General features: G+C 42.6%; 2 protein-coding genes and 1 pseudogene. All 3 read right to left on the minus strand.

The window, feature by feature from the left end:
* A partial coding sequence (locus QUB25_RS28965; protein ID WP_333188833.1) for a leucine-rich repeat domain-containing protein occupies window positions 1–878 on the minus strand: 878 nt, incomplete at its 3' end.
* 1,084 nt (window positions 879–1,962) lie between these two features.
* Window positions 1,963–2,070, minus strand: a pseudogene (locus tag QUB25_RS28970) (IS1 family transposase); the annotation flags it as partial.
* A 991-nt stretch (window positions 2,071–3,061) separates the two neighbouring features.
* Window positions 3,062–4,399: leucine-rich repeat domain-containing protein (locus QUB25_RS28975; RefSeq protein ID WP_333188834.1), on the minus strand; the 1,338-nt coding region annotated here is incomplete at its 5' end.

A 4,399-nucleotide genomic window follows, 5' to 3' on the forward strand; every position in this document is an offset into this window, starting at 1 on the left:
ACCCCACAAGAATTATGGGAGGAGCCTAAAGATGCTAGCGGTTTGATGTCCTTGATTTTATTGTTGTTGAGGTTGAGCGAAGTCAGGTTAGTCAAGGATGCTAGCGGTTCGATATCCCCGATCTGATTGCTGTCGAGCAAGAGGTAATTCAGTTTAGTCAAGGATGCTAGCGGTTCGATATCCCCGATCTGATTGCTGTCGAGGGAGAGGTAATTCAGTTTAGTCAAGGATGCTAGCGGTTCGATATCCCCGATCTGATTGCTGTCGAGGGAGAGGTAATTCAGTTTAGTCAAGGATGCTAGCGGTTTGATATCCCCGATCTGATTGCTGTCAAGGGAGAGGTAATTCAGTTTAGTCAAGGATGCTAGCGGTTTGATGTCACGGATTTGATTTTTGTCGAGCCAGAGGTAATTCAGTTTAGTCAAGGATGCTAGCGGTTTGATGTCCTTGATTTGATTGTGGGTGAGGGCGAGGTAATTCAGTTTAGTCAAGGATGCTAGCGGTTTGATGTCGCTGATTTGATTGTTGTCGAGGGAGAGCCAATCCAGGTGAGTCAAAGATGCTAGCGGTTTGATGTCACGGATTTGATTTTTGTCGAGCTTTAGTTTCGTGAGACTCGAAAGTTGTCGAGCAGCCGCCTTGCACTCAGTAGTTCCCGCTTTCTTCAACAACACCTCAACAGTATGTTTAGTTTCAGGACTCAAAGAAGCCTTTTCATAACACCAATTAGCAAATGTCCGTTCACTATCGCCCCGTTGTTTCTGCACGAGCCATAAGAAAGGTTCATTTCCACTAATTTGCAACTGACGCAATATTCCCAGTAACAGAATGCTGACCAATCCTATCGAAGTCAATTTCATCAATTGGGAGTAATTCATTAGCATCTCCTAAAATGTGGTAGATGTCAAAAGTAAAGATATCGCCAACACGTTAGCTGACTTTAGCCCGACGTTCTTGAAACCGTGTTACAAACTCTTGGCATTGACAGAGAGTGTTTGGTTCATGGCTTTTATCTTATTAAATAGCTTATGGTGTAAGCTGTTTAACATGAGCTCAGTATACCCATTTTCTTTACGCCAAATTACACCACTTAAGATTTAAAATAAATTGTTTGCTTCAGGGCTTTTATCTTAAATAGCTTATGGTGTAAGCTGTTCCAACATGAGCTCAGTATACCCACTTTCTCCACTCCAAATTACACCACTCAAGATTTGAAAAAGATTGTTTGATTCAGGGCTTTTATCCTAAATAACTTATGGTGTAAGCTGTTCTAACATGAACTCAGTATACCCATCTTTTCCACTCCAAATTACACCACTCAAGATTTGAGAGAGATTGTTTGGTTTATGGCTTTTATCCTAAATAACTTATGGTGTAAGCTGTTCTAAAATGAGTTCAGTATACCCATTTTGCTGTTGCTGAATACAGGTATGAATTCAAGGTTTCGGAATGGCTATAAGCCAAGTAGGGTGAGTTTTGTAACATCAAGCGAAAAGTTGATTCATACCGTGAATCAGCAACGCCGAAAAACGATTAAACCAGTCATAATTACGGAGATCGTATCGTATTGGTCTGTTTGAGTGATTTATAAATGTAAACTGATAGCCACCATCGGAGTTTGCATCAAAAAATGTAGCCAGGTCGCTCTCCTTTTTTATTATGGATTGGTTCCTAAATGTTGAGTTTGGATAATTTGTTTCAAATCCCAACTCTGTTTGCTTAATTAATATCCTAAATAAACAAATGGGATGAAACTAGAGTAGTTTGTGCCAATTTAATTGCTTGAGTTTGTATTTCCTGTTGCTCGTGAAGGTAGTTATTTTTGCACAACTGTGCAATGGGTAATATCAAAATTGGGCGTTGCTGATTCACGGTATGAGTCAACTTTTTTGGAAAGTTACAAAACTCATCCTACTGGGCTTATAGGACTCCAAACTTGGCGTTGCTCAATAGCGGTATGAATTATTGAGGAACCGGAACATCCCAGAATTTCAGATAATGTAGTAACAATCTAATTGAGTGTCTCAGTAGTTCTTCTAATTGGGAATAGCGCAGTATCTTGCAATACAGAAATGTGATCAGTGTTTACCTTGTTTCTTCCCATTTTTACGAATATGGGTGCAACCGCATTCTGGGCATTGCATCCTCAATTGATTTCAATTCATACGAACATTATGCAACGCCCCCATTTTTTCCACTCCAAATTACACCACTCAAGATTTGAGAGAGATTATTTGGTTCAGGGCTTTTATCCTAAATAGCTTATGGTGTAAGCTGTTCTAACATGAGCTCAGTATACCCATTTTCTCCACTCCAAATTACACCACTCAAAATTTGACAGCCTTTTATGAAAATGGTTGGTTTAACTTTGACATCGGGGTGAAATGAGCAGTCGTACAGAAACTTACGCTAAGGAATTGATTAGTCGTTTTGAATATTGCGTTCGCCTCTTATAAATCTGTACTAATCGATCTGTCTGAAACTTAAAAGTCTCAAATCCTTACTGTGCCGTACAAAAAAGCTGTACCAAAAAATTTATGCTCTAATTGGTACAGTTTAATTTTTAACTCTTTAAGTTTTTGAGAGATAAAAAGAGTAGTTCCCAGAATGCTTATCCAGTAAAAGTCTCAGCCTTAGCGTAAGTTTCTGTACGACTGCTCATTTACCCCCGCAACCATTTCTATAAATGGGATGCCCTTCCGGGCGGGATTGCGGCTATTTTTGCAGGGCCCGAAAATAAGCCCTGGGCTTTTAAGCCAAATCTTGCGGCCCCTGACAAAAATCCCGCTAAAGGTATGTTACCTAGTATGTTACTGCCTAGCACTTGTCTAGGAAGTAGGCGGGGAAACTCAATTTTCCCTACTTAGGGCTTGGAAGTGCGAGGGTGCGGTCAGAATATTAAATTTCCCATTTAGAGGTAGAAACTGTTACAGCTCCCTCAGCTATCTATTTTCAGATTAGGCAGTTGGTCGGACGTTGCTGATTCACGGTATGAAGCACCTTTGATCGGAAGTTACAAAACTCACCCGACTTGGTTTATAGCAATTGCGAAATCTTGAATTTATACCTGTATCCAGCAACGCCGTTGGTCGAGCGCCTCTGGGATTTTGGTTATCTGATTGCCCCTGAGGTCAAGATCTGTCAAATTCGACAGTTTGCCAAGCGCCTCTGGAATGGAGGTAATCTGATTGTCATTGAGGTCAAGGTCTGTCAAATTCGACAGTTTGCCAAGCGCCTCTGGAATGGAGGTAATCTGATTGTTACTGAGGTAAAGCTTTGTCAGATTCGACAGTTTGCCAAGTGCCTCTGGGATAACTGTAATCTGATTTTCACTAAGTACAAGCCATGTCAGATTCGACAGTTTGCCAAGTGCCTCTGGGATAACTGTAATCTGATTTTCACTAAGTACAAGCCATGTCAGATTCGATAGTTGCCCGACCGCCTCTGGGATGGAGGTAATCTGGTTGTTATCGAGGCAAAGCCATGTCAGATTCGATAGTTGCCCGACCGCCTCTGGAATGAAGGTAATCTGATTTTCATTGAGGTTAAGCTTTGTCAGCTTCGACAGTTGCCCGACCGCCTCTGGGATGGAGGTAATCTGGTTGTTATTGAGGTAAAGCCCTGTCAGATTCGACAATTGCCCAAGCGCCTCTGGGATGGAGGTGAGCTGATTGGTATGGAGGGAAAGCTCTCTCAGATTTGACAATTGCCCGACCGCCTCTGGGATGGAGGTAATCTGATTTTCACTGAGGTAAAGCTGTGTCAGATTGGACAATTGCCCCAGCGCCTCTGGGACGAAGGTAATCTGATTCTTCCAGAGGGAAAGCTGTGTCAGATTTGACAATTGCCCAAGTGCGTCTGGGATGAAGGTAATCTGATTTTCACTGAGGTTAAGCTGTGTCAGATTTGACAATTGCCCAAGTGCGTCTGGGATGAAGGTAATCTGATTCTTCCAGAGGGAAAGCTTTGTCAGCTTCGACAGTTGCCAGACCGCCTCTGGGATGGAGGTGAGCTGATTATTATAGAAGTAAAGCTGTGTCAGATTGGACAATTGCCCGAGCGCCTCTGGGATGGAGGTGAGCTGATTGTTATAGAGGTTAAGCACTCTCAGATTGGACAATTGCCAGAGTGCTTCTGGGATGGAGGTAATCTGATTGCTACCGAGTTCCAGCTTTGTCAGATTGGACAATTGCCCGAGCGCCTCTGGGATGGAGGTGAGCTGAGTATTATAGAGGGAAAGCACTCTCAGATTGGACAATTGCCAGAGTGCTTCTGGGATGGAGGTAATCTGATTGCCACCGAGGTCAAGCTCTGTCAGATTTGACAATTGCCCGAGCGCCTCTGGGATGGAGGTGAGCTGAGTATTATAGAGGGAAAGCACTCTCAGATTGGACAATTG

The organism is Microcoleus sp. B3-D7 (assembly GCF_036705305.1).
Classification (GTDB): domain Bacteria; phylum Cyanobacteriota; class Cyanobacteriia; order Cyanobacteriales; family Microcoleaceae; genus Microcoleus.